Here is a 25,457-nt window from a genome sequence, read left to right on the forward strand (position 1 = left end):
AATAATTCTCTCTAAATTTTAATTGATTATTTTACCAAAATTACAGGTTAGATTTTGGCTGGATTGGACATTTTAGGAAGAGAAGAAACGCAGAGGTGAAGAATGGATGATTTCAAAACGACATTTCACATTTAACATCTTGATGATTGTCCTTCCCTGGCTGTCACTATTATTCATAGGGAAGCGCAGTTTTAAAAGATATTCATTATCGGGCATTTTCATCATTATCTTTGAAATCATCAATCATATGTATGGGCACAAAAGGAACTGGTGGAAGTTTTACAACAGGAAGAAGTCATTCCTAAGAGATGAACTCCCTTTCAGCATTGGCCCGTATATGCCATTGTCGATGTGGCTGCTGAAGTATTCCTACGGGAACTTCAAGAAGTTCATTACGCTGAATGCCATTGCGGACGGTATTTTTGCCTTCTTTTTCATCAATTTTTTGAAAAAAATCAAGATTGTCCGCCTCCACAAATTGAGTAATCTCCAGTTCTTTTTTTACCTGCATTATAAAGCATATTTATTATATGGCGTGCAATATTTGTATGAGAGGGCTAATCGATACAGGTTTTTTTGACGAGGCTCTTATAGGAAAGATCGCTCAGTTATATCCAAAAACGCTCCGCGGCATAGAAGCCCGGAGCGTTTTTTCTGCTGGATATTAGGATGGAACAAGGACGCCTTCCAGTTCTCGATTGATTTCTTTCGAACGGTTCGCAGCATGATGGACTGCCTGCGAAATGGCTGTTCCGCCGTTGTATTTTCTTAATGCATTTAAGCCTGAAGCTGTCGTTCCGTTTGGGGACGTGACATTTTCCCTGAGGACCTCTGGCGTCTCGTCTTTTTCAATAATCATCTTCGCTGCGCCAAGGATTGTCTGGGCAATGATTTCCCGCGCCATTTTTCCGTCCATGCCGCTTTCCCTGCCAGCTCGCTCCATATGCTCCATTAAATAATAGAAATAAGCGGGGCCGCTGCCGGCGAGGCCAGTGAAAATGTCCATCTGCTCCTCTTCGATCAGGAATACCTTGCCCATGCTGCTTAGCAGTTCTTCCACTTCCTTGATGTGATCCTCTGTTGTAAATCGGCCAGGTGAGATGGCGGTAGCTGATTCCTGAATCATGCTTGATGTGTTCGGCATGACGCGGACTACTTGCTGCCCCGAATTCAAGTTTTCTTCCATATAACCTGTGGAAATGCCTGCAAGGACAGATACCACTACTTGGCCAGGTACAATTTTATCCTTCAAACTGGCGAGTGCATCTGCTGCGCCATTTGGTTTCATCACCAAAACAAAAATATCCATATCAGCATAGGGCAATTCCGATTGCGGCACTGCATTGATTCCGTACCTTGATTCTAAACGCTCAAGCCTCGTTGCATTGCTCTTGTTCGTTACGTAAATGTGCTCCGCCCGAATTTTCCCAGACTTCACTGCTCCCGAGATCATTGACTCTGCCATTGAACCTGCACCTAAAAAAGCTACTTTCTTCTGTTTCAACAAACCGCATTCACCTCGTCAAAGTTTATTTCCGTCGCATTTTATCAACGGTACCTATGGTAACATCCTGAAAATGAGATTCAAGGGACTCGGAACAATTCGGGAGGAAACGGGCGAGATAGTGAATGTAAGCGGAAACATCAGGACCTTAAGGGGTATTTCGCGGGCATAATGAGCTGATATCCTCCTACATGCTAAAATATAGAGAGATATGAAGACTCATAATCTATTGAATTTGCGGGTACTAGTATACTAGAAAAAAAGGGGGCGAATTATGAATAAGAAAGAAAAAATCAAAAGCCTTCCATTATCAGCGGGTGTCTATCTCATGAAGGACCAAACAGGGACAATCATCTACGTCGGAAAAGCGAAAAGTCTTAAAAAGCGTGTGCAATCCTATTTTTACGATTCAGCAGCCCACCCACAAAAGATTCGGAAGCTTGTCGCAAACATCGATGATTTTGACTATATCCTTACAGATACAGAGTTTGAAGCTTTTATGCTTGAATGTAAATTGATCAAGGAAAAGAAGCCTCTTTTTAATAAAAAGATGAAAAGTCACCTCGCCTATTCCTATATTGCGATTAAAATGGACGGCTTATATCGAAAAATCATAATGGTTCCTGAGAAAAGCGATACTGATAAAACCCTATATTTCGGCCCTTATACCAGCTCGATTTATGTCAGGAAAGCAATCGAGAATTTGAAGGAGTACTTGAACATAAACTGCCTGCATCCACTTAAGGGCACTCCCTGTCTGAATTTCACACTGGGAAAGTGCATGGGGATTTGTTTAGGGGGCAATGCTGTCGACCGGTACAATGAGGTTGTCGACCAAATTGCTTCATTGCTCAGCGGTTCCGACACGAAGCTGCTCGAGGAACTTCAGCAAAAAATGGAGCAGGCTTCTGCAGATTATCAATTTGAAGAAGCCGCGAAACTGAGAAATTATCTTAGGTCCTTCTCCGTGCTATTATACAAGGAAAATATGATCCAGTTCACCGAAGGGAATCAGAATATCGCCGTGGTGGAGCGATTAACAGACGATACTCTGAAACTATTTTTAATCAAAGGGCATAAGGTCATCCACAGTGAAAAGCTGGAAAGCAGTGAAAATCTCTCTGAAACTATTCCTTCGAGGATTCTAGCTACTTTCAGGGAAGTTAGCTATGGAGAGCCAGTCAGGATTGGAAAAGAAGAACTGGATGAAGTCCAGATCATCTATAGTTATTTGAACGGAAGCAATGGTGCTCATTTCATGATCATTCCTGATTACTGGCTGGAAACTGAAAGCAGTTTTGATTTCGAGCATCAAATCAGGGATCTGCTAATAAAAGTTTGAGAGCTGCCAGTACAGGCAGCTCTCTACTATTTCCAAACAATCGAAAAGGTGGTTCCTTGCTGATCGCTTTCTTTTAAAATCAAGTCAGCTCCGAGAGACCTCGCCAGCATTCTGCTGAAGGAAAGTCCGAGGCCGAGTCCCCTGACCTTCAGCTTTTTCTTTTCACCTCTGAAGAATCGTTCGAACACAAGGGCTTGTTCTGCTTCGGGTATCCCGCTGCCTGTGTCCTTCACATCAATTCTTCCCTCTGAGAGAATGATGGAAATGGTGCCTTCATGATTGATCGCCTGGTAGGAGTTATTCAGTAAATTGATCAGGATTTGCTGCAGGCGCAGCGGATCGGTCATTGCATAAATCGCTTCAGCCGGTGTGAACACTTCGAGGTCCACACGTTCACTTTGCGTCACCTGCCACTGCCTCCCGATTTCTTGGACAAGCTTATTCAGATCGCATCTTTCTGTCCGGATCGTGAAGGCGCCCGCTGCTAATGAATTGAACTCCAGCAGGTCAGAAATCATTGTCTGCAATCTCTGGATTTCTTTCAGAGTGATATCAAGGAATTCCTGTCGCTCTTCTCCTGTTACGATTCCGTCCCTTACTGCCTGCACGAGGCCGCTGATTGAGGTGACAGGCGTCTTCAGATCATGTGTCACACCTGCGAGCAGCTCAGCCCGCATTTGTTCCAGCTGAGTCAAACGGCTTGTCATTTCTCTGAAGGAAGTAACAAGTTCGCGGATCTCAAGCTCTTTCGGATCAGCATCGAGTTTGATTTCGTAATCCCCTTCTCTTACCTGTGCCGCTGCATGGGCTACGTCCTGGATCGGCTTCAGGATTTTTTTCGAGAGAAAGTAGATGACAATCCAGCCGAGCAATCCCAATCCGACCAATAGCACGATCAATAGCCGGTATTCCTGGTTCACATCACTCAACTCACTTGCGCTTTGCATAGCGACGACCCAGCCGGTTTGCTGATTGTCCACCATGATAGAAGATTTGGCTGAGTAAAAAGCCTCTCCATCCATCATCAGCTTCTTAACGGACTCTTCATTATCAAAGACCTCTGAAGGTATGACTCCTGAAGAACGATGGTGACCGCCTCCCCTCATCGGCCCCGAATTCAGGATATTGCCATCCAAGTCAGTTACAAATAGCTGGGGCTGATTCTCCATTTGCAGGATCCTGGCACGATCATCCAGCCTCCGGTCCAGCCGGCCAAAATCTTGATTGCCAAACGACTGCCCCAGCCGGTCGGCCGTTTCCACTGCCAGGTATTCCATCAGATTCAATCTATTTTGCAATGTCGTTTCCTTTATCCACCACATCGAGCCCGCTCCGAGCAAAAGAAGCCCAATGACAAGAGTCAGGAGATACCTGGTTGTCCAGTACCTCAGCAATGAAATAGGCTTTTTACTTTTCATAAACACTGAACTGATACCCCAATCCTCTTAGAGTCCGGATTTCCCCCTGCGTGGAAGACCAATCCAACAATGCCTGACGAATTCGTTTGACCGACAAATCCACCGCCCGGTCGCTTCCGTCATAATCCATCCCCCAAACATTTTCAATAAGATCTTCTCTTGTAAAAGTCCGGTTCGGCCTTTCAGCCAGAAACATCAGCAGGCTGAGATCCTTTGGCGTTAAAATGACCTTCTCGCCGTTGACTGTGACCACATGTGAATCCATATTGATTTTCAGGCTGCCAAACTGCTTCGTACTTTCTGTATCAAGGACATGGGTTGAGCGACGCAGCACGGCATTCACCCTGGCAACTACTTCTTCGCCAATGAACGGCTTTGGAATATAATCGTCCGCTCCCTGATTCAGCCCTTTCAGCTTATAGTCAATATCCCCAAGCGCCGTCAGCATGATGACCGGGCATGAATTGACTTCACGGATTTCCTTCAGCACTTCCCAGCCGTCCATGGCGGGAAGCATGACATCCAGCAAAACAAGATCCGGCTGAAGCTCCGTGAATGATCGCAATCCTTCCGAGCCATCGAAAGCCTGTACCACTTCATAACCTGCATGCTTCAAGTAAACAGCCAGCACTCGTGAAATCGTCTCTTCATCTTCTACTATTAAAATGGTTTTCATCGTTGCACCACCCGTTATCCTAAATATAAAGAAAACCTCCAGCATCTTGGTCAGCCCACCCGGCAAGCGCTGCAGCAGGACAATTTGAGTAACTTCTCGTCCTCTTCATCTTACAAGAAAAATCCCCCGCTTGATACGAGGGATGCCTTGATTACATATTTTTTTAGAATCCGAATCCGCCGCCATTTTGATGCATCCCGCGACCGCCTTCAGCTCCGAAGCCGCCTTTGTGATCCATGCCTTTTCCTCCGGCACCGCCTTTGCCGCCGAAGCCATCACCTCGTCCCATGCCGGCACCCAGTCCGAAGCCTTCTCCATGACCCATACCGCCGCCTTTTCCGATGTGCCCGAATTCGTCTTCAAAGAGTTCTTCAAGTTTATCTGCATCTTTATTCCTGATTTCCTCAATCAGCTCACGTGTATATTTATCAGTTGTTGAGATGCCAAGCTCCTTCGCCAGGTTCACGATTTTCTTTTCCTGGACTTCCTGGGCTATTTCACCAATTGTTTTCCCGTCAATCGTAATATTCAGCTCTTTAGCATCTGCTTTCACCTTGGCAGATTGGACTTCCTGGGCGACTTCGCGGATATCTCTTCCGTCTACTGTGATTCCATGCTCCTTCGCCTGTTTAGTGATATAAGCTGTTTGCACTTCCTGCTGAAGAGTCTGCAGGTCTTTTCCTTCCGGTGTAACACCAAGTTCCTTGGCTTTTTTATTCAATGTCGCTGTCCGGATTTCTTCCATTAAAGTTTGAGCATCTTTGTTATCAGCAGAGATGCCCAAATCTTTTGCTTCATTTTTCAGGTTGGCTAAACGGATGGCTTCATGAAGCGCGGCAGCATCCTTTCCATCTGTAGAGATGCCAAAGTCCTTCGCTGTTTCCTTAAGCTTGGCCAATTGTACTTCCTGAGCAATTGTTTCAATATCCTTGCCGTCTGTTTTGATACCCAGTTCCTTTGCTTCCTTCTTGATCGTCACATCACGAATTTCACTCATCAATGTTTGAGCATCTTTTCCGGAAGTGCTGATGCCAAGGTCTTTCGCCTTTGCGATTAATTCCTCTGAATTGCCCCCGAAGAATCCTTTATGCCCGAACCCCTTTCCAAAGAAGCTTTTCACAGAACTGGCAGTTGAGCTTGCCGTACTGTCATCATTCGCCAGAGAAGTAGTAGCGTATCCTCCAATTAATAATGCGCCTGCAATCGTAAAACCGATGACTGATTTCTTCATATTTGACATCCTCCTATAATCTCTCTTCTTTAAGACTCAAGTTGTCCCCTGAACCTTATACTCAAAGTTTAACGAGTGATTATGTCAGCAAAATGTCAAAGCAGCAGTTTTTTTGAAATTTTTCCGAGGAGGTTTCAGCTATTTTGAGCTGGTTCATGTCAGGACAAAGTCAAACGTAAAAAGGAGAACGGCCCGGCCGCTCTCCGCTGTTTAATGTAGGTTCACTTTGATCGTCTTGTCGGACCAAAAGCTCGGATTGTACTGCAGTTGCAAACCTGCATCGCCAGCCGGCTGTTCAAAGGAAATCGTTCCGGATACTTTTCCGCCTGGCGCAAGTTCACCTGATTGGAGTGCCGTATTTGTATCAACCGTCGTGAATGCCTGGTCGACAATCTGGCCCTGGCTGTTGGACATTTTAAAATCAAAAGGATTATAAGAGATATTCTCATCGCCTGCATTTTCGATTTCGACGGTGACGATTACATATTCATGTCCATCCTTTGGCTGGTCGAATTCACTTCCAGGCGATTTTTCCACTTTTGTGACCGTCAGGACGTTATCCTCCAGTTGAACCTTTTCCCCAACAGCGAATTCTTCCTTGGCTGGCGCGGCTTTTTCGTCTTGCTTCTTCTCTGTCGCCGAGGCTTCCGAGGCTTTCGAGGCTTTCGAGGCTTTCGAGGCTTCCCCGTCCACTTTTGTTGCCGTCTCCTCTTCACCGCCACCGCTCGCCATGGCAACTACGACAATAATCGCTATCAACCAGAACCACCATTTTTTAAAGATTTTCATCGTCGTATACTCCTTTCATTCTTTTTTCCGTAATCGATTCGGAAACCATGTCATACATGCTCTCGATGCCTTTTTCAGAAGCTTCGAAGCTAAAAGAATTCTCAAGATTGATTCCAAGGCTGTCAGCTTCCCTGGCGACATCGATATTTGCGCCCATGAAAATAAACTCCCAGCGATACTTTTCCTGCTGATGTCGAATTAGTTCTTTTACCTTTCCATAGGTGAATTCACGGCTGGCGTTTTCCATGCCGTCCGTCGTAATGACAAATATAACTTTTCCCGGCTTTCGGTCTTCGCTTGTTTTTGCCAGACGGTAGCCGACATCCAGGATGGTCTTGCCTATGGCGTCCAAAAGGGCAGTCGACCCGCGCACATAATACTCATCCTCGGTCAGTTTTACATTTCTCGCTTTAATCCCATTCCATAGTACTTCATACTCGTCGTCGAACAAGACCGTGGTCAGGATCGTCTCCCCTGGCAGTTCCGCCTGCTTTTTCACGAAGGCATTAAAGCCGCCGACCGTGTCGCTCTCCAGTCCGGCCATTGAACCGCTCCTGTCGAGCAAAAAAATGATTTCCGTTAAATTGTTGTTCATCCCTATCAACCTCCTAAGCTGAATCTGCTATAATCATATCTAGATTCATCCATAATTTGGTCGCCTGTTAAGCGACATTTGGAGGAGGCTGGCTCCGTGCTGGATCAAAGAATTATAGAGGAATTACAGAATTATCTGGATCAGAATCTGGTTTATGTCTTATATGAAAAATCCATCGAATCGTTCGATGATTATGTACTTGAGAGCATTTCCCCGATGGAAATTGAGAATTTCATCACCCAAAAACGAAAGCCGACGCTGCAAAAAGTGTTGTTTGATTACATTGATCGAAAAGGCGCGGCAGACGCTGAAGTTTATAAAAAAGCCGGCATCGACCGGAGGCATTTTTCCAAAATCCGCTCGAACCCCGAATACAGGCCGAGCAAGAATACCGTGCTGCTGCTCGCCCTCGCCCTCGAGCTGAACAAAAAAGAAACCGACAAGCTCTTAAGCTCTGCCGGCTACTCGTTATCGGACAGCGAAACATCCGATCTCGTCGTCCAGTTCTGCATCGAGAGGAAAATATACGATATCCACCAGGTCAATTACGCGCTGGATTATTTTAGCCAGAAGCCATTGGGCGGGGTGTCATAATGGCAGAAGGTGTACTGGGTTCGGACATTTCTAGTGGCTTTCTCTCCGAAAATTTCCGAAGGTGCACTGGCTTCGGACATTTCTAGTGGCTTTCTCTCCGAAAATGTCCGAAGTTGCACTGGCTTCGGACATTTCTAGTGGCTTTCTCTCTGAAAATGTCCGAAGATGCACTGGCTTCGGACATTTCTAGCTGCTTTCCCTCCGAAAATGTCCGAAGGTGCATTGACTTCGGACATTTCTAGTGGCTTCCCCTCCGAAAATGTCCGAAGTTGCACTGGGTTCGGACATTTCTAGTGGCTTTCTCTCCGAAAATGTCCGAAGATGCACTGACTTCGGACATTTCTAGCGGCTTTCCCTCCGAAAATGTCCGAAGGTGCATTGACTTCGGACATTTCTAGTGGCTTTTCCTCGGAAAACGGTGACATCCCCAATTATTTCTCTTCACTAACTACTCATCAAAAGAGAAGCCTGGAGATTAAGGTGATCTCCAGGCTTCGATTATTAGTGGATGACTGTTCCGCGCTCGAAATGGTTCATGCAGGTCAATTCGATTATATAATCATAATTCGCAATCGCCCGTTGGAGCTCTATTTTTTCATCTATAGACAGGTTTGGATTCTGCATTTTATTCACGAGCTGCATTTGCAAGGCTTCTAATTGTGATTTTACTTCTTGATAGTTCATGTCCAACACCCTTCCTTATTAAAATGTGAAATCGCTTTCTTACTATAATTATATCCCGCAAACCCCTGCGGGTACCTTAATAATTATTTCATTTTTGTGAAACCTTTTTATAGAAATCGGAGTCAAAATTGGATGAGATTATTAAATGATGAAAGGTGGCTAACGATGAAATTCCTAAAAGGTCCGTATGATTCTTTTGATACTTTACTCGAAACGCTCCCAACCTTGCCCCGCAAAGCCAGGACGCTGCTGATTGGCGTGGATGGCTGCGGGGGCTCGGGAAAGAGTACGTTTTCGAGGGAATTGCGTGAAAGTCTTGCTAACGTAACGGTTGTCCATAAAGATGATTTTTATCTGCCTTCAGGCAACATCATTAAAGACCGTCCTGAAAACAAGCCGATTGGGGCTGATTTTGACTGGAGGCGTCTGAGAGAGCAGGTTCTTGAACCTTTAAGCTCCAACCAGGAAGGGCATTATCAGCGCTATGACTGGAATGAAGATCGTTTGGCGGAATTCCATACTGTTCCGGTTGGCGGCATTGTCATTATTGAGGGCGTCTATTCCACGCGTGATGAACTGCAGGATTTTTATGACCTGAAAATCTGGGTGGAATGTCCTCGTGAATTGCGGCTTGCGCGCGGCATCGAGAGGGATGGCGAGGGTGCACGCGAGATGTGGGAAGCCAATTGGATGGTGGGTGAGGACATGTATGTGGAACAGCAAAAACCTTTGGAACGTGCGGACATTGTATTAAGCGGCACTCCATAAAAATGACGCTCAGATACCTGAGCGTCATGAGTTTCTTCTGCAAACAATCACTTCTCGGATAAAGTTTCCTTTCCGCACAACACCCCGATCGACAATTTCAAAACCTGCTTCAACAATCACCGGATCGATTGGTTCAATGGTGACGATGACCAATTTCTCAGCGAACTTCCTTGTCCTTTCAAGCATTTCGAGCTGTTCTTCGGCGGTAATGACGGAGCAGAGATTGTATGGCATATCAATTATCGCCACATTATATTCGCCTGTCACATCACGAAGGTCCATATATTTAATCTCGGTCTCATAACCAAAATGTGCGATGTTCTCGCGCGTTCCGGCCAAAATAAGCGGATTATTGTCGCTGCCGACGATACCAATGCCCATCGACAGGGCCTCGACGACTACAGTTCCAATTCCGCAGCAAGGATCGATCGCTTTCACGCCTGCTGGATTTGGGACGGCGATATTCGCGACCGCCCTGGCGACACGGGTGCTCAATGCGGTGGAATAACTGTGCGGCTTTTGCTGGTGGTGCAGCCAAATCGCCTCACTGCTGTGGTATAAACCAAACACCCAGCGACCGTTCACCTTTAAAAATCCGAACAGCAAGTCCGGCTGGTCTAGCTCTGGCTGACCCGGAACAGCCAGGCCAACCTCCCGCTCGATTCTCCGACGATCGGCGAATGCCCATTTTTCATCTCCGGCATCTTTTACAAAAATAACCTTGAAGGTCGCACCCTCTAGCTGCAATTCTTTTACCTTGGCGATGATATCGTTAATATCAGCCCCTTCAATAATCACATCAATTCTTTCTCTTATAAAAGGACTCCTGCTTGGGTCAATGTTTATCATACTTTCAATCACTCCGGTCTCAGAATCCTTCCCGAAAAACGACCGCATCTCCAGCATGCATAATGATTCTTCCTCTTTATGGAACGCATATGTATAGATAAAAGAGCGAGGTTCACTCAGCAAATTATCAAATCCTTTCAAAAGTCATTCCGGCTCAACATGCACATGAACGTCATAAATTTCGTATTCTTCCACAAGCTTCTGCTCAACGCGTGTGGAGATGTCGTGTGCCGTGCTGATGTCGAGTGTCGGGTCCACGGTGATGACGCAGTCGACAACGATATTGTTTCCATAGCTGCGTGCTTTTAAATCTTTGATGCCGTTGACGCCGGGAATCGCACAAATCGTTTGTTTATACTCTTTAACGAGGTCGACATCAAAACCGTCTGTGAGCTGGTGCGATGCTTCCCGGAAGATTCCCCAGCCTGTTTTTACAATAAGGACACCGACGATGACTGCGGTAACGGGGTCAAGCCACGGCAACCCGAATTGGGAGCCGATGATGCCAACGGCGGTTCCGATGCTCACCCACGAATCGGACAGATTATCCTTTGCCGCAGCCATGACCGAATGGCTTTTTATTTTGCGCGCAAGGTTCTGATTATAGCGATAGACCATATACATAACAAGTGCCGAGAATACGCCTGTCCAGACAGCGATCAGATCTGGCGCTTCCACAGCACCTTTAAAAATCGAGGTGACCGCACTGAATAAAACTTCCACACCGACAAGGATCATGATAAACGACGCGACCATCGAAGCGACCATTTCTGATTTCCAGTGGCCGTACAGATGGTCTTCGTCTGCCGGCTTTTGCGACAGCCTCAGGCCGATCAAGACGGAAACCGAGGCTAAAATATCGGTTGTATTGTTGAGCCCATCGGCCTTCAATGCCTCTGAACCGCTGATATGCCCCACGAATAGTTTTAATGCGGATAGGATTAAATAAGCGGCGATGCTGATGATTGCCCCGCGTTCGCCTAACTTTAGATTTGAGTAACGTTGTTCATCCATGGACCTGCCTCCATTCAACTGCTAGAACATTTTAACAATCAAGGAGCGAGTGGGTCTACAGCAACCTTTTTATCCTCGGGCATGTAAATGAAAGACGCGCAAAAAAGTTTCCTTTGGCAAAATAGAAAATATTACCTGAAACCTTCAGCATACTTTTGCAGTACAATAACTATCGGAAAATTATGCGTATAGCGGTCGGGCTACAAAACTACCTGAAATTGTGTTAGAATGGAAACTTCAATAGATTCCTAGGAGGGATTGCATGGGGACAAAGAAAAACAAGTCCATCCACTTTGTATTGCTTGCCATTGTCCTTTTATGGCTCAAAACCTACACCGTTTATAAAATCAATTTTGATATAGATATTGAAAATAAACTGCAGGAGTTCATCCTGTTCATCAATCCATTAAGCTTCCTTATGTTTATTATTGGCATCGGGATCTTCATGGCAAACAGGAAACAAAAAATATTTGTCGTAACTGCAAGCTTCATCACTTCGTTCGTCCTGTATGCGAATGTCGTCTACTACCGTGAATTCAGTGATTTCATCACGATTCCGCTGTTGACTCAGACAAGCAATATGGGCGATTTGAAAAGCAGTGTCGGCGAGTTGGTCAGCTGGGCTGACATCCTGTATTTCATGGATGCGTTATTGATCCTGGCTCTGGCTTTTGTCAAAACACCGAAGATTTCCTTCAAGAAGTACAGAAATGTTGGCGCTGCAGCTTTCTATTTCAGCGCATTCGGCCTCGCCTTTTTCAATCTTGGGCTTTCCGAGTCTGAGCGTCCGGAATTACTGACACGTACTTTTGACCGGGAAATCCTGGTTAAAAATATCGGGACTTACAATCACCACATTTACGATGCCTACCTGCAAACGAAGACAACGGCGCAGCGTGCGCTTGCAGATGGCAACCAGTTAACGGAGATCGAGAACTATACTCGCGCTCAATATACAGAACCATCGAAAGAAATGTTCGGTGCGGCAAAGGGAAAAAACATCATTGTCATCTCAATGGAATCAACCCAGAGCTTCGTCATCGGACAAAAGGTGAATGGACAGGAAATTACACCATTCCTGAATGAGTTCATAAAGGACAGCTACTACTTTGATAATTTTTACCATCAGACAGCACAAGGGAAAACGTCTGATTCAGAATTCCTATTGGAAAACTCTTTATATCCACTTGGCCGCGGTGCCGTGTTCTTCACGCACTCTGGCAATGAATATGTATCACTTGCGGAACGGCTGAAAGAAAACGCCTATTACACAGCAAAGCTTCATGCGAACAACAAGAGCTTCTGGAACCGCGATGTAATGTACAACAACTTCGGCTATGACCGTTTCTACTCATTGCCGGATTATGAAGTTAACGAAGAGAATTCAGTCGGCTGGGGCATGAAGGACATCGAGTTCTTTGATCAGTCGGTAGAACACTTGAAAGATATGCCGAAGCCATTCTTCGCTAAGTTCATTACGCTGACAAACCACTTCCCGTTTGAACTGGACGAGGAGGACAAATTCATCGATGAATATGATTCACCAAGCGGCACGCTGAACCGCTACTTCCCAACTGTCCGCTATACGGATGAAGCATTCAAGCTGTTCATTGAGGATCTGAAGGCTGAAGGTCTTTATGAAGATTCCATCATCGTCATCTACGGTGACCACTATGGAATTTCCGAAAACCACAACCGTTCAATGGCTCAATACCTTGGAAAAGAAATCACGCCATTTGTTTCAACACAATTGCAGCGTGTGCCATTGATCGTTCACATCCCGGGCCATGAAGGCAAGACGATCTCTACTGTTTCAGGACAGATCGACCTTCGTCCGACATTACTGAACCTGGCAGGGATTGATACGAAGCAGGATATCCAATTTGGTTCAGACCTATTCTCTAAAAAGGATAACTTCGTTGTCCTGAGAGATGGCAGCTTCATCACAGACAAAGTCGTGTACACGAAAGGCACTTGCTACGATAAAGCAACCGAAGAGCCGACCGAAATGGCAAGCTGTGAACCATATATCGAGCACGCCAAGAATGAACTGAGCTACTCAGACCAGATCATTTACGGCGACTTGCTTCGCTTTTACGGTAAAGAAGAAGAACAACAAGAATAATCTTAAACTCCGCTGAATGTACAGCGGAGTTTTTTTGTTCATTAAAAAACGCTCCCGTTAAGGAGCGTTTCATTGTGTATTATACTTCCATTATTATCGGCAGAATCATCGGTCTTCTGCCTGTCTTGCTGTACAGGAATGGGTTGACGACGTCAATGACGGCCTTTTTGATGCTTGACCAGTCCTTCGTTCCGCCTGCCAGTTCTGTGACAATTTTATCGGTGATGATTTCTTCGAGATTCTTCATCAAATCGCCTGATTCCCTGACGTAGACAAAGCCTCTTGTTACGACGGTCGGCTTGTTAACCATCACTTTCTTCTCGCGGTCGATCATCATCGTGACAATCACAAGACCATCCTGGGACAGCACTCTTCTATCTTTTAACACGATATGCCCGATATCGCCGATGCCACTGCCGTCAACATAAACTGGCTGTGCCGGAACCTTGCCGGCTACCTGGCCGCCATCAGCCGATAATTCAAGTACATCGCCATTGTCTAAAATAAAGCAGTTTTCGCGTGGGATTCCGCATTGCTCCGCCAGCTTCACATGCTGATCGAGCATGCGGAACTCACCGTGAATCGGAATGAAGTACTTCGGATTCAAGAGCTTGATCATGAGTTTCTGCTCTTCCTGCTTCCCATGTCCGGAAGTATGGACTTCACTGATTTTATGGTGAATGACATCTGCCCCGATGCGGTGCAGCTTATCAATCACGCGGTTCACACTGACGGTATTCCCTGGAATCGGTGAAGATGAGAATACAATGGTGTCTCCTGGAATGACTGAAATCTGCCGATGCGTCCCATTCGCGATTCTCGCCAGTGCCGCCATCGGTTCCCCCTGGCTGCCCGTACAAATGATAGTCAGCTCATTGCTAGGTATCTGTCCTATTTCATTCACGCTGACGAATACCTCATCCGGTGCGGTAATGTACCCCAGTCTGCGCCCGATTTCGAATGTCTTCTCCATGCTGCGTCCGACAATCGCCATTTTGCGATTATGCCTTAAGGATGACTTCACGACCTGCTGGACACGGTCGATATTGGAAGCGAATGTCGCAAAAATCACACGTCCGTCGACCGTCTGGAAAATATCCTCGATCGCTTCGCCAACTCGTTTTTCAGAAACGGAAAAACCAGGAACTTCGCTGTTCGTGCTGTCCGATAATAGGCACAGCACGCCCTCGCTGCTCACTTCCGCGATTTTTTGAAAATCCGTGCCTGCTCCAACAGGCGTCAAATCAAATTTAAAGTCACCTGTGTGGACAATATTCCCTTCCGGAGTGGTGACGACCACACCGAAAGAATCCGCGATACTATGCGTCGTCCGGAAAAAACGCACCTTGATATGCTGGAATTCGACGACGGTATCGTTGTTGATCTGATGGAACTTGACGCCTTTGATTCGGTGCTCCTGCAATTTGGACTTGATCAGCTCAACAGCAAAATCACCGCCATAAATCGGCGCCTTCACGTCCTGAAGCAAAAACGGCAGCCCGCCGATGTGGTCCTCATGCCCGTGCGTCACGAAAATCCCAACCAGCTTGTCCTGGTTTTGCTTCAAGTAGGTGTAATCCGCGAGCACATAATCAATGCCCAGCAGCTCATTGTCCGGGAACTTGATTCCGCAGTCCACCAGCACCATTTCATTTTTGTATTCGATTACATACGTGTTTTTACCGATCTCACCAAGACCGCCTAAAGCGAAAATCTTGAGATCCTTTTTCAATTTCGTTTCCATAGTTCAGCTCCTGTTTGTTTGTACAAAGATATATCAATTCCCTCGGGAATCTTTTAATTATTTTATCGTTCAGGACCTTCGCGAAAAGAATCCTGGAAATGCAGAAAGAAGGTTACTGCGAATAGCAACAATCAATACCTTTTTTTAAAAGAATAATGAAGAAATAAGTTGGAGAATATAAGAGGTTGAATTCTTAAAATATAACACAAAGTGGAGAATTCAACAAATAATGCTCTTCTAATAGTGAGACGAACCAATTCGGATAAAGTTTCCCTGGCGGGGATAAATTTTATGGAGGGCATGATGTTTGGCGATTTGCCGTTTCCTATTTTATGGAAAAAGTAGTGTAAAAGAGGAAAATCGTAGTGGAAAATGTAATTTTCGTAGTGATAAGGGGCAATTTCGTAGTGAAAATGCGGAATTCCGTAGTGAAAATAGCATATATCGTAGTGATGAACATTTTTTTGCCAGTGAAGAAGCCTGTCTTCGTACTGATGAGCATTTTTTTGCCAGTGATGAAGCCCGTTTTCGTAGTGAGGAGCGTCTTTTTGCCAAAGATCAAGCCAATTTTCGAAGACAATTCGTCGCTTTTTCGTATTTTGAAGCTCCTTCCGTAGTAATACACGGCTTTTTCGTAATAGTGAAGCCACCTTCAGTAGAAATTTGCGGCTTTTCCGAATTAATGAAGCCAGCTTGCGAATTTATTCCCGGCTTTTCATATCGATTAAGTTGTTTCCGTAACGCATTTCAGCTTTTTAGCCCTGGGTGAGCAAGTTTGCGTCATCATAAAAAAAATAAACACCGGCGATAGTAAGCCGGTGCCCAATTTATAATAAATCTTTAAACGTTCTGGCCTGCTGGTCGAGTTCGCGTGCGGCATTTACGATTTCTCGGAAGGCTTCGACGGCTTGTTCATTGAGGCCCTGGTTATTGGTGATGCCTGATTGTGAGCGGATGGTGGCTTCGCTGATTTTACCGATTTCCCCGGAGATTCCTTCGATATGGGCATTGACTTCCTGGATGGAGTCCTGGACGCGGGTGGCGAGTTTCCTTACTTCGCCTGCCACCACGTTGAAACCTCTTCCATGCTCACCCGCGCGTGCAGCTTCAATCGCAGCGTTCAAGGCAAGAAGGTTGGTCTGGGCGGCGATTTCGCGGATGGTCTGGACAATGCTGCCGATTGATTTTGCCTGGGATTTCAACGATTCAAGGATTTCAAGGTTTTCCTGGGATTGAGCAACAAGTTTGCTGGCTGCAGCAACCGCTTCTTCGCTTCTGGTGATGCCTGCCTCTGCCCGGCCACTTAAATTTTCCGACATTTGCAGCAGCCGTTCTGCTACCCTCGTTGCATTCTGCTCACGTTCGGAAATGTCGGTTGCTACCTTTACTACTCCTGCTACTTTTCCTGAGGCATCATAGACCGGTGTATACGTTGCCTCCAGCAAGATTCGCTTGCCTCGTTTTGTGACTCGTTCGATTTTTTCCTGAAAGCTTTTGCCTGCGCGCAGGTTTCTCCATAATTCCATGTACGCTCTGCTCGCTGCAAATTCCGACGTGCAGAACTGCTTGTGAAGAAGGCCAGGCATTTCATCCACTCGATACTCCATCGTTCTGGCGAAGTTTTCGTTCGCCCATAGCACTTTTCCGTTCGGATCGAACTCAATCATTGCCAGTGATCTCTCTATAGCAGCCAAAACAGCGTCTTCCTGAAAAACCTGTGTACTTTTTACCGGTGCACTTGTAAGCATCGTATTGATCATCCTCTTTCTCAATTCTTGATTGTCTTCGATTGGCCTTTGACTAAAGAAAGACTCTCTATTTTGCGGCACTTTATACCTATCCTACTATTCACTCCCACATGGCACAATTTTGAATGTGTTAAGCTGTTCCACCAGCCTATGTATGATAAGATATTGGATAACTTAATTTTAAGGAAGGGATCCGCTTGAACCAAAAAATCTTGCCCGCCTCCTCCAACATGAAGGAGTTCGAACAGTTCCTGAAAAGCCCTTTTGAAATCGGCGTGTTTTTAGAACTGCATATATCGCAATTAAAGCATGTGAATGCCATGGCAAAACAGCATGGCAAAAAAATGATTTACCACGTGGATATGATCCAGGGACTGAAGAGTGACGATTATGCGACGGAATACATCTGCCAGGAATACAAGCCGTATGGATTGATTTCAACGAAGTCGAGTGTGATTCTGAAGGCAAAGCAAAAAGGAGTCATCGCCGTCCAGCGTGTTTTCCTGATTGATTCGCATGCACTGGAAAAGAGCTATAAGCTCTTGGAAAGAACCCAGCCTGATTATATTGAGGTCCTGCCTGGCGCGATGCCCTGGATGATCAAGGAAGTGAAGGAGCGAGTGAACATCCCTATTTTTGCCGGAGGTCTGATCCGGACTGCTGACGAAGTGAAAAGTGCATTGGCCGCAGGTGCCTCTGCCATCACGACTTCTAAAAGGGATTTATGGGAAAGCAGCCCTTTTTAAGAATCCGACACATGAAATGTTCGAATGTATATGATATAATAATTACAAGTTAATAAATCGGGTAGGAGAACTGGAGAGACCACAATAACATTTCGGCTTTGGGGCGATAATGTTGTTTGTGGTCTCTTTTTTTTCAGACTAAGGAGGAGTATCATATGAGATTTTCAAATCTTGATCGCAATCATATCGTCACGAAACTTAAAAAGGATGCATTCGATGTTCTTGTCATCGGCGGCGGGATCACTGGTGCCGGGATTGCTTTGGATGCCGCAACCCGAGGAATGAATATTGCCCTCCTGGAGATGCAGGATTTCGCAGCGGGCACTTCCAGCCGTTCCACTAAGCTTGTACATGGCGGCCTTCGTTATTTAAAGCAATTTGAAGTGAAAATGGTCGCTGAAGTTGGGAAAGAACGAGCCATCGTTTATGAGAATGGCCCGCACGTGACAACCCCGGAATGGATGCTCCTCCCCTTCCATAAAGGCGGGACGTTCGGCAGCTTCAGCACTTCCATCGGACTGAGAGTATATGATTTCCTTGCAGGCGTGAAGAGATCGGAACGCCGGAAAATGTTCAGCGCAGCCGAAACACTCTCAAGGGAACCGCTCGTGAAAAAAGAAGGCTTAAGGGGCGGCGGCTACTATGTCGAATATCGTACAGACGATGCCCGCCTGACGATCGAGGTCATGAAGCAAGCTGTTGCAAAAGGCTCCACTGCATTGAACTATTCCAAAGTTAAAAACTTGATTTATACTAACGGAATTGTTTCAGGAGTCCTTGTCGAGGATCTTTTAACAGGCGAGGAATATGAAGTCCATGCCAAAAAAATCGTCAATGCGACGGGCCCATGGGTTGACGGTATCCGTGAGATGGACGATTCGAAAAAAGGAAAAACGCTGAAACTGTCAAAAGGTGTCCACATCGTCATCGACCAATCCCGTTTCCCGCTCAAGCAGGCGATTTACTTTGATACACCTGACGGCCGGATGGTTTTCGCGATTCCGCGAGAGGGAAAAACGTATGTCGGCACAACTGATACTTTTTACAACGAAGACCCTAAACATCCGGCCATGACGGAAGAAGACCGAACTTACCTTCTGAAAGCCATTGCCTACATGTTCCCGGATGTGATGGTGACGGAAAAAGATGTAGAGTCCAGCTGGGCAGGCGTAAGACCGCTCATCCACGAGGAAGGCAAGGCCCCTTCCGAAATTTCAAGAAGAGATGAGATTTGGGAGTCCGACTCAGGATTGATCACCATTGCCGGCGGCAAACTGACTGGCTACCGTAAAATGGCCGAAACGATTGTCGATCTGCTCGCTGAAAAGTTCACCAACAAAGAGGGACGCAGCTTCCCATCGAGCCAGACCAAACATCTGCCGATTTCCGGCGGAGATGTAGGCGGTTCAGCAAAGCTGGATTCATACGTTGACGGACAAACCGATGCCGGCATGAAGGCTGGATTCACAAAAGAAGAAGCACGCCGCTTGGCATACCAGTACGGCTCCAACGCTCCAATTCTGTTCCAGCTCGCATCCGCACATAAGGAAGAAGCAACTCGATATGGCCTGCCCCTGGAATTGTTCGTGAAGCTGATTTATGGAATTCAATATGAAGCAGCCGCAACTCCAATTGATTTCTTCAACAGGCGTACAGGTGCGATTTTGTTCGATATTCACACCGTGCGAAACTTCAAGGAAAATGTGCTCAGCTACATGACCGATCAATTCGACTGGAGCCAGCAGCAGACAGAAGCCTACGCTTTAGAATTGGAAGAAGCCCTGACTGAGGCAGTCACTCCGGTAAAATAAACAAACAAACCCTGATCACGCGAATGATCAGGGTTCTTTTCTGCTTTGTGCTGACATAGTGCAATTTTAATTGGCAAGCTCTGTTATAGCTTATCGACTGGAAAAAACCCGCGTTTTTTTCCAGTTCGCCAATAAAATCAGGATTTCGCCAATAAAGTGGTGAAAGTCGCCAATAAAAACTGATTTTCGCCAATAAAAATTGATTTTCGCCAATAAGTTAAATCTCCAGGCAACAGCGAGTGCAAAACCAGGCTTTGTAAAAGAATTTTACCGGTAACCAGGCAACCACACTGAAAAAATCACGCGATTTGCTTTTTCTCGATTAAAAATCTCGCTAAAATCATCGACAGCACAAGGATAACCACCGCTGCCGCGACCCCAATATATGGCGCCATCACTACATTGCCAAAAGCGCTGACTGATTTGAATTGCATGAACAATCCTTCTACTTTCATGATATTGGTCAGGGTGTATCGCAATGTGTTCTCGACCCACGCCACGTTCAAATCCATGATGCTTTCCGCGAGGATGGGCAATCCGAAGAGGAAGCCGGATACGAAAAATGAAACAACTGTCGACTTCGCCAATGTGGAGACCACAACAATCAGGCATGCAAACGCAATGGCTGCCAGCAGGTGGATGGCTAATTGAATCAAATGGTATTCCATGAATGTAAAGCTGTAGGGAGATGAGAAGTACTTGAATGAATACTGAATCGGCAGGTCCCAGCCGCTTGTTCCATACACAATTGCCCTTGCTCCCAGGTTGAACAGCTCCCAGGCCAGCACGACCACTGTCGCAAAAATAGCAGCGGCCGCGAGCTTGGCTCTCATCGTTGCGGTCCTGCCATTTTTCGCGCTTAGAATATAATTTTCCACACCCGAGCTGTGTTCATTAGAGTAAATCCCCGCCAACCCGATCAGCAGCAACGCGCCTGTCAACATCAGTCCGAACACATTCACGAAGTCAACACTTTCCAATGGGCCTCTGTAATAGGCGATTTTGTTCATTTCGAGTTCATTTAGCATTTGTTTTTCCAGTTCAAGCCGATCCGCAAGTGCACCGTTCCCCTTTGCCTCGGCAGCGGAAATCCGTGAATTGAGCTCTTGGACTTTTTCGTCACGCCTCATTTCGATATGCTGGCTTTGCGCGATATTTTCTACGACGGCCATTTCAGCCATGAAACGTTCATCCGGGAAAAATTCTTCCTGCTCAAAAGAGGCACTCTTTTCCTCATTTACTTTTGCAGCCCTGTCAATCTTTTCTGCCGTAAGCGGGCCTTCCCATTCTTTATACACTTGGCGTGTCAGGCCGGTACCGCTCGTATTGGAAAACAACACGTAGGCAAACCATGCGAACAGGAAAATCCCAATGAAATACAGGCTCTTTTGTTTAAAAATTTTCACCAGTTCCCATTTGATCAAGCTCATGCCCCTACCTCCTCATCAAAATAATAGAGATACAGATCTTCGAGGTTGACCGGGACATTGACGGCATTCACAGCAGGTTTTTCCTCAGAAATGATTCTCAGCTGGATTCCGTCCATTTGCCTCGAGATATTGCCAACCTTGTAGTTCGCCTGGTAGGCCGGAACCTCAGCTTCCTCCGCGTTTACGCTCCACACCTTCCTTTCGATGTGGTGGACCAGATTTTGCGGGGTATCTTTTTCAATCAGCCGGCCGTCCTTCATGATTAGAATTTCCTTGGCGATGTATTCGATATCGGACACGATATGGGTCGACAGCAGCACAATCCGGTCCTTGGCGATGGCAGCCAAAAGATTGCGGAAGCGAATCCTTTCCTTCGGGTCGAGTCCGGCAGTCGGCTCATCGACAATCAGGATTTTCGGATCGTTCAGCAACGCCTGTGCGATGCCTACACGCTGCTTCATGCCGCCCGAAAGCTTGCCCATTTTCGTTTTTCTTTTATCGGTTAGGTTCACCATTTCAATCAGCTCAGTTATTTTTACAGCAGCTGTTTTCTTTTCCAGTCCTTTGAGGCTCGCAATATAAGCAAGAAATTTTTCGACGGTAAAATGCTTGTAATATCCGATGTGCTGCGGAAGATAGCCAAGCATGTCACGATACCGGTCCCCCATTTTGCCGATGTCTTCTCCATTCAAGGTAATCGTTCCGGAAGTCGGCCTCGATACTGCAGCCAGCATCCGCATCAGAGTGGTTTTTCCTGAACCGTTCGCTCCCAGAAACCCGTAGACTCCGTTGGTCAGCTCTGTTGTTACCCCGTCAACTGCCCGCTTATCGCCGAACACTTTCGTGACATCCTCAAGTTTAACTCTCATATTTTTCCCCACCTATTCCCATCTTTCTGATACTTGCGATATTTATGACCCAAACCAGGACTCCTGCGAAAATCAGGCCTGCAGCCGGCAGGACGCCGATCTTGATGAACATTTCGGATAAGCCCGGCAATCTGAAACCGGCAGCCGAGACAGCAATCCATAGTGCGATGAACGTGGCGCTAGCCGGAATTCCCTTCGTTTTTAACGCCAGAAGAAACGCGATACCTGTCACCAGTACATATGGCACTGTCCATGACAGGAAAAGCCTGGCGATCTGTATTTCCGGATTGACTGTTAAAAGGACTGCTGAAAGGCCGGCGTTCATCAGCAGATTGTAGAGCCCGACCACAAACAGACGGGAAGTCAGGATCTGCTGGGCATTATATTTGAGCGTGAGCTCCAGCTCGATCATCCCTTTATCCCGGCTCTTCATGATTTCAAAGATCCCCACGATAAAAGGCAGCGGAGCCAGCATGAAAATCATCGTATACGGTTCATCACTCCATTGAATCAGACTGATCATGCCAAGCAGCAGGAATGCGCCATTCAATGTCCAGAACGCCCAGCCGAAGTTCAACAGTTCCCGCACACTATTGAGCATGAGGGAATTTGCTTTGCGCTTAATGACTTCGCTTCTGGTTTCCCTCACCGGCACCTTGGCCATGATGAATTCGATGGAAGCCTCCAACTCGTCTTCATTCGGAAAATCCACTTTATAGGAATCGAGATACTCTTTGACGTCATGATCCATTTGTGTGCCGCTCATCCATCTCACTCCTGTCCAAATATAATTTCAGTTTGCCAAGACCCTGCTTTAGCCGCGATTTCACTGTCGACTCAGTCGCATTGGTCACTCTGGCAATCTCGGATATTTTCATATCGTTATAGTATTTAAGTAATATGGCTTCACGCTGGAAATCTGGCAATATATCGAGTGCCTCTTTGATCTCTTTTCGTTTCTCATTTTTTTCAAATATGGAGGATACACTTTTATCCGTTTTCGCATCGTGTTCATGAAGCTCGTATGTATGCCGGCTGTTTTGATGTGCCTTGCTTTTGAAATAATCCTTCGCGTGATTGCTAGCAATTGTCAGGCACCAGCTCTTAAACTCCCCGGAACCCTTGTATTTCCCCAGATTGTTCAGGATTTTAATGAACACCTCCTGGGTCAAATCTAGCGCAATCTCCTTCTCCCCCGTCATCCGGTAGATAAAACTGTACACGAGCTTATAATGCCGCCTCACCAGAACCTCCTGGCTCGACCGGCTCCCCCGCAATATCTCAGCAATCAATTCCTGATCGGTCATATCCTCACCTCCATTAAGCTAACGAGAATTTTTGAAAAAAGATTTAAAGAGACGAAAAATTTTTTCCATGTCTTATTATACATCCAGAAACTGGTTTCTTTTATAATATAAAAAAACCTAATCACCGGCGGATTAGGTTTGCTACCCGTATTTTCTTTGATGTTCCTTCTTCATATCCAGATACTCAGGGTCTGTTCGGGCCTGCTTCCATTTTTTCATAAAGATCGCTGCAGATTCAGCCTTCACCGGATCGTTCTGGCGCTACTTCACCTTGCCGTCCTCGTCATATTTCCGGCCGCCTTTATAATTCGTATAGCGGCGCGCGCGCGTGTAGCCCATCTGCAGGAACTTCCTCGCCATATCCATGCCGACAAAATCATTCTTCGCTTTATAATTGAGGAACATCTCATAGATTTTTTCAGATGATTCCCGGGCAATATCCGGAGTCTTGAATCGCCAATGCGGCAGGATTTCACCTTTATAAGGCTCAACAAGCAGAACACCCTGCTCGCCCCTGCCTACTCGATACAGTTCAGGCTGCTCACGGAAGTCAATGGTGTCAAAATCGAGATCATAATTGAAAGGCATCGTACCAGTCCTTTTTAATCTTGTTTTACCCATTTTAAAAATACATTAACGAACACCAGAACTATTTTACGAATAGGATATAGGCATCAGGATGAGGAGTGTGGAGTCAATGATTCAATACCAGTCTTTCAGCGGGACGATTGTCAGCATCAGCGATTTTCCGATTACAGCAAACGGAGCGGATGACGGATGCTACAAAATGGTGGCCGTGATCGACGGGACCGGCCGGCAAGTCAATTTCATCGTGGAACCAAAGACATACTTCCTTGACCGCGAAATGGTCAGAGTCGGCGACCGGGTAACAGGCTACCATGATGCCAATGCGCCTGTCCCGATGATTTATCCGCCGCAATACCGTGCGCTTATTATGGTAAAAGAAAGGACCGACCGTAATGTGAAAGTCGACTTTTTCAACAGTCAGCTCATCAGCAGTGATGGAATGCTGAAACTCAATCTTTCAACTGGAACGCAGATTCGTTTGGAAAACGGGCAGGCCTTTACAAAAAGTCCGGCCAACAGGAATTTGCTCGTCGTGTATGGTCCCTCCACCTTCAGCATTCCCGCGCAGACGACGCCTTACCAAATCATCGTTTTATGCTGAAAAATAGGCAGCTTTACCTGCCTCTTTTCTATGCCCCTTTTTTAATCAAACGTTTGATTAAGAATGGCTTACCGCCTGCTGTCTCAAATATCCATATAAAAAATTCAGATTCCACTCATAGACATGAGGACTATCCATCTTCCTGTATTTTTCCAACATCGGCTCAGCAATCAGTTCTTCCATCGATTTGCCCTTTTCGTTCATTTCAGAAACAAAGTGAATCATATCCCGAATATAATCCTTCGTGTTTTGAATATCCTCATGACCGCCTGCCTTGCCGTGGCCAGCAATGAGGCTGCTGACATCAAATTGTTCCAGCTTCTCCAATATAGTGAGCCATTCATGAGGGTTGCCATGGCCCATCCAGGCATGGTTATTCACGAACACTAAATCCCCGGCAAATAGTACTTGCTCCTCTGGCAGGTACATAAAGAGGTCACTTTCTGAATGGCCTCCTCCAAAATGGTAAAGCTCGACTGTCCTTTCACTGCCTTGAAGGACAAGTTTCTCTTCAAATAAAACTGATGGGAGAACTTCTTCTATTAAATCCAGCGACTCTGCGTACTTGCGCTTATCAGAGAGATCGTATTCAAGCGCGATCCGCAACTGCTCATTTTGTTCGTTAGCGATTCGCTCTTCAAGCTGAGCAAAATAGGAAGCCATACTTGCCTTCAATGCTGGGATATCATGGGTCTGGTAGCTTTCCTGCATTCTCTGCCTTGTGACTGCAGTAGATATGATGACGGCATCCTTGAAGATGACATTGCCATTTGTATGGTCACCGTGATAATGGCTGTTCACAACATATTTTACTTTTTTGCCAGTCTGCTCTTCAGCCGCCTTCCGCAGCGCTGAAGCAGCCTCGGGAATCATGAAGGTATCGAAGATTAGGACCTCATCGCCGAGATCAACAAAACCTGCATTGCCGAGAGCACCCTGTCCACCCTTTACAATTGCTGCAAATACTCCCTTTTCAATTTCAGTGCATGTGAAAAATTGATTTTCCATTCAAATTCCCCCGCTC

25 protein-coding genes and 1 pseudogene are annotated in these 25,457 nt (G+C 46.1%); 9 read left to right on the forward strand and 17 right to left on the reverse strand.

Features of this window, described 5'->3' with window-relative positions:
• The first annotated feature begins 106 nt into the window (after positions 1–106).
• Entirely contained in the window at positions 107–580 is a 474-nt protein-coding gene (locus EJA10_RS13220; protein ID WP_125480471.1) for a hypothetical protein, read from the forward strand.
• 84 nt (positions 581–664) lie between these two features.
• On the opposite strand, the gene proC is transcribed toward EJA10_RS13220, so the two are convergent.
• Positions 665–1,507, reverse strand: coding sequence for a pyrroline-5-carboxylate reductase (proC, locus tag EJA10_RS13225; protein WP_125480472.1), 843 nt, complete (start codon positions 1,505–1,507; stop codon positions 665–667).
• 271 nt (positions 1,508–1,778) lie between these two features.
• On the opposite strand from proC, the gene EJA10_RS13230 reads away from it, so the two are divergent.
• Positions 1,779–2,846: a UvrB/UvrC motif-containing protein gene (locus EJA10_RS13230; RefSeq protein WP_125480473.1), complete on the forward strand. Its 1,068-nt coding sequence runs from the start codon at positions 1,779–1,781 to the stop codon at positions 2,844–2,846.
• 26 nt (positions 2,847–2,872) lie between these two features.
• Here the strand turns inward: EJA10_RS13230 and EJA10_RS13235 are convergent, their stop codons facing one another.
• From EJA10_RS13235 to EJA10_RS13255, 5 genes are all read right to left on the reverse strand, one after another.
• Positions 2,873–4,264 (reverse strand): HAMP domain-containing sensor histidine kinase, encoded by a 1,392-nt coding sequence (locus tag EJA10_RS13235; protein ID WP_246017797.1) that lies wholly within the window; start codon positions 4,262–4,264, stop codon positions 2,873–2,875.
• Positions 4,254–4,940 carry a response regulator transcription factor gene (locus EJA10_RS13240; RefSeq protein ID WP_125480475.1) on the reverse strand — a complete coding sequence of 229 codons (687 nt, stop codon included), beginning with the start codon at positions 4,938–4,940 and terminating at the stop codon, positions 4,254–4,256. The genes EJA10_RS13235 and EJA10_RS13240 overlap by 11 nt, the downstream gene beginning before the upstream one ends.
• A 163-nt stretch (positions 4,941–5,103) precedes the next feature.
• Complete coding sequence (locus tag EJA10_RS23665) at positions 5,104–6,171, reverse strand: hypothetical protein (RefSeq protein WP_211340569.1); 1,068 nt, start codon at positions 6,169–6,171, stop codon at positions 5,104–5,106.
• Positions 6,172–6,381: 210 nt separating this feature from the next.
• Positions 6,382–6,960 (reverse strand): DUF4352 domain-containing protein, encoded by a 579-nt coding sequence (locus EJA10_RS13250; RefSeq protein WP_125480476.1) that lies wholly within the window; start codon positions 6,958–6,960, stop codon positions 6,382–6,384.
• Complete coding sequence (locus tag EJA10_RS13255) at positions 6,947–7,555, reverse strand: vWA domain-containing protein (protein ID WP_125480477.1); 609 nt, start codon at positions 7,553–7,555, stop codon at positions 6,947–6,949. The genes EJA10_RS13250 and EJA10_RS13255 overlap by 14 nt, the downstream gene beginning before the upstream one ends.
• 96 nt (positions 7,556–7,651) lie before the next feature.
• Between EJA10_RS13255 and EJA10_RS13260 the strand changes: the two genes are divergently transcribed.
• Complete coding sequence (locus EJA10_RS13260) at positions 7,652–8,149, forward strand: hypothetical protein (RefSeq protein WP_125480478.1); 498 nt, start codon at positions 7,652–7,654, stop codon at positions 8,147–8,149.
• 501 nt (positions 8,150–8,650) lie between these two features.
• On the opposite strand, the gene EJA10_RS13265 is transcribed toward EJA10_RS13260, so the two are convergent.
• Entirely contained in the window at positions 8,651–8,833 is a 183-nt protein-coding gene (locus EJA10_RS13265) for a DUF3896 family protein (RefSeq protein WP_125480479.1), read from the reverse strand.
• A gap of 165 nt (positions 8,834–8,998) precedes the next feature.
• Here EJA10_RS13265 and EJA10_RS13270 point away from each other — a divergent pair, with 165 nt between their 5' ends.
• Positions 8,999–9,601, forward strand: a complete 603-nt coding sequence (locus EJA10_RS13270) for a uridine kinase family protein (protein WP_125480480.1) — start codon at positions 8,999–9,001, stop codon at positions 9,599–9,601.
• Between the two features lie 24 nt (positions 9,602–9,625).
• On the opposite strand, the gene EJA10_RS13275 is transcribed toward EJA10_RS13270, so the two are convergent.
• Positions 9,626–10,573 carry a TRM11 family SAM-dependent methyltransferase gene (locus EJA10_RS13275; RefSeq protein ID WP_342773920.1) on the reverse strand — a complete coding sequence of 316 codons (948 nt, stop codon included), beginning with the start codon at positions 10,571–10,573 and terminating at the stop codon, positions 9,626–9,628.
• A gap of 21 nt (positions 10,574–10,594) precedes the next feature.
• Positions 10,595–11,464 (reverse strand): cation diffusion facilitator family transporter, encoded by an 870-nt coding sequence (locus EJA10_RS13280; RefSeq protein WP_125480481.1) that lies wholly within the window; start codon positions 11,462–11,464, stop codon positions 10,595–10,597.
• A 262-nt stretch (positions 11,465–11,726) separates the two neighbouring features.
• On the opposite strand from EJA10_RS13280, the gene EJA10_RS13285 reads away from it, so the two are divergent.
• Complete coding sequence (locus tag EJA10_RS13285; protein WP_125480482.1) at positions 11,727–13,589, forward strand: LTA synthase family protein; 1,863 nt, start codon at positions 11,727–11,729, stop codon at positions 13,587–13,589.
• Between the two features lie 79 nt (positions 13,590–13,668).
• Here EJA10_RS13285 and rnjA read toward each other — a convergent pair whose 3' ends face one another.
• Entirely contained in the window at positions 13,669–15,333 is a 1,665-nt protein-coding gene (gene rnjA, locus EJA10_RS13290; protein ID WP_125480483.1) for a ribonuclease J1, read from the reverse strand.
• Between the two features lie 307 nt (positions 15,334–15,640).
• Between rnjA and EJA10_RS13295 the strand changes: the two genes are divergently transcribed.
• The gene (locus tag EJA10_RS13295; protein WP_125480484.1) at positions 15,641–16,102 is read left to right on the forward strand and encodes a hypothetical protein; all 462 of its coding nucleotides are present in this window, start codon (positions 15,641–15,643) and stop codon (positions 16,100–16,102) included.
• A 58-nt stretch (positions 16,103–16,160) separates the two neighbouring features.
• On the opposite strand, the gene EJA10_RS23935 is transcribed toward EJA10_RS13295, so the two are convergent.
• Positions 16,161–17,081 (reverse strand): methyl-accepting chemotaxis protein, encoded by a 921-nt coding sequence (locus EJA10_RS23935; RefSeq protein WP_125480583.1) that lies wholly within the window; start codon positions 17,079–17,081, stop codon positions 16,161–16,163.
• Between the two features lie 191 nt (positions 17,082–17,272).
• On the opposite strand from EJA10_RS23935, the gene EJA10_RS13305 reads away from it, so the two are divergent.
• Positions 17,273–17,827, forward strand: a complete 555-nt coding sequence (locus EJA10_RS13305; protein ID WP_125480485.1) for a glycerol-3-phosphate responsive antiterminator — start codon at positions 17,273–17,275, stop codon at positions 17,825–17,827.
• A gap of 155 nt (positions 17,828–17,982) precedes the next feature.
• Positions 17,983–19,638 (forward strand): glycerol-3-phosphate dehydrogenase/oxidase, encoded by a 1,656-nt coding sequence (locus tag EJA10_RS13310; RefSeq protein ID WP_125480486.1) that lies wholly within the window; start codon positions 17,983–17,985, stop codon positions 19,636–19,638.
• Positions 19,639–19,937: 299 nt separating this feature from the next.
• Here EJA10_RS13310 and EJA10_RS13315 read toward each other — a convergent pair whose 3' ends face one another.
• The 5 genes and pseudogenes from EJA10_RS13315 to EJA10_RS13335 all read right to left on the reverse strand — a co-directional run bounded on the left by EJA10_RS13315 (position 19,938) and on the right by EJA10_RS13335 (position 23,832).
• On the reverse strand, positions 19,938–21,068 hold the full coding sequence (locus EJA10_RS13315) for a hypothetical protein (protein WP_125480487.1): 1,131 nt from the start codon (positions 21,066–21,068) through the stop codon (positions 19,938–19,940).
• The gene (locus tag EJA10_RS13320; protein WP_125480488.1) at positions 21,065–21,937 is read right to left on the reverse strand and encodes an ABC transporter ATP-binding protein; all 873 of its coding nucleotides are present in this window, start codon (positions 21,935–21,937) and stop codon (positions 21,065–21,067) included. The genes EJA10_RS13315 and EJA10_RS13320 overlap by 4 nt, the downstream gene beginning before the upstream one ends.
• The gene (locus EJA10_RS13325) at positions 21,927–22,703 is read right to left on the reverse strand and encodes a hypothetical protein (protein ID WP_125480489.1); all 777 of its coding nucleotides are present in this window, start codon (positions 22,701–22,703) and stop codon (positions 21,927–21,929) included. The genes EJA10_RS13320 and EJA10_RS13325 overlap by 11 nt, the downstream gene beginning before the upstream one ends.
• On the reverse strand, positions 22,678–23,244 hold the full coding sequence (locus tag EJA10_RS13330; protein ID WP_125480490.1) for an RNA polymerase sigma factor: 567 nt from the start codon (positions 23,242–23,244) through the stop codon (positions 22,678–22,680). Before EJA10_RS13330 ends, EJA10_RS13325 begins: the two co-directional genes overlap by 26 nt.
• Positions 23,245–23,385: 141 nt before the next feature.
• Positions 23,386–23,832 (reverse strand): annotated as a pseudogene (locus tag EJA10_RS13335) (DUF4385 domain-containing protein).
• 109 nt (positions 23,833–23,941) lie between these two features.
• Here EJA10_RS13335 and EJA10_RS13340 point away from each other — a divergent pair.
• Positions 23,942–24,433: a hypothetical protein gene (locus EJA10_RS13340; protein ID WP_125480491.1), complete on the forward strand. Its 492-nt coding sequence runs from the start codon at positions 23,942–23,944 to the stop codon at positions 24,431–24,433.
• Between the two features lie 57 nt (positions 24,434–24,490).
• On the opposite strand, the gene EJA10_RS13345 is transcribed toward EJA10_RS13340, so the two are convergent.
• The gene (locus tag EJA10_RS13345) at positions 24,491–25,441 is read right to left on the reverse strand and encodes an MBL fold metallo-hydrolase (protein WP_125480492.1); all 951 of its coding nucleotides are present in this window, start codon (positions 25,439–25,441) and stop codon (positions 24,491–24,493) included.
• Between the last annotated feature and the right edge of the window lie 16 nt (positions 25,442–25,457).

Origin of the sequence: Mesobacillus subterraneus (assembly GCF_003937825.1) — a bacterium.
GTDB lineage: Bacteria > Bacillota > Bacilli > Bacillales > Cytobacillaceae > Mesobacillus > Mesobacillus subterraneus.